This is a genomic window from Gluconobacter sp. P1D12_c (genome assembly GCF_018812105.1).
GTDB classification, from domain to species: Bacteria; Pseudomonadota; Alphaproteobacteria; order Acetobacterales; family Acetobacteraceae; genus Gluconobacter; species Gluconobacter oxydans_A.
This window is the reverse complement of record NZ_JACSIQ010000819.1, coordinates 1-369: the sequence shown is the minus strand read 5'-3', so window position 1 is coordinate 369 and position 369 is coordinate 1. Positions and strand designations below refer to the sequence as shown.

The following is a 369-nucleotide window of genomic DNA, read 5'->3' as shown; positions in this document are numbered from 1 at the left end:
AAACTAACGAACGATTCCATATTGCATGCCAAAATACATTTATAATTTCTCATTCAAACGACTTAGAAACTATGAAAATTTGGAAAAATCTTAAGGAATTACATGATGAAAATTTAGATGAATTTTTTGAATTTTCTATAGTGCGAGATAATGAAGTGCTTCTAGAGACACTTCGCCTTCCGAGTGATCCTTCACTCTACGAATGGTTTGTCGGTCAGCCAAATGTGCCATTACCGACAAAAAAAGAAGCTTTCTGAATATATCTGAAGAAGGGGTTTCCTTCTTCAGCTTACGACAATTTGCTTGCAAATTGTGTAGTAAGTCCACCTTTTGAAAAAAGGGGGCTGAAACACCATGTCAAAATTCGCC

1 protein-coding gene is annotated in these 369 nt (G+C 35.8%); it reads left to right on the top strand.

The window, feature by feature from the left end:
* The coding region (locus KP705_RS19350; protein WP_215765487.1) for a hypothetical protein at positions 1 to 257 on the top strand (257 nt) is incomplete at its 5' end.
* Positions 258 to 369: the final 112 nt, after the last annotated feature.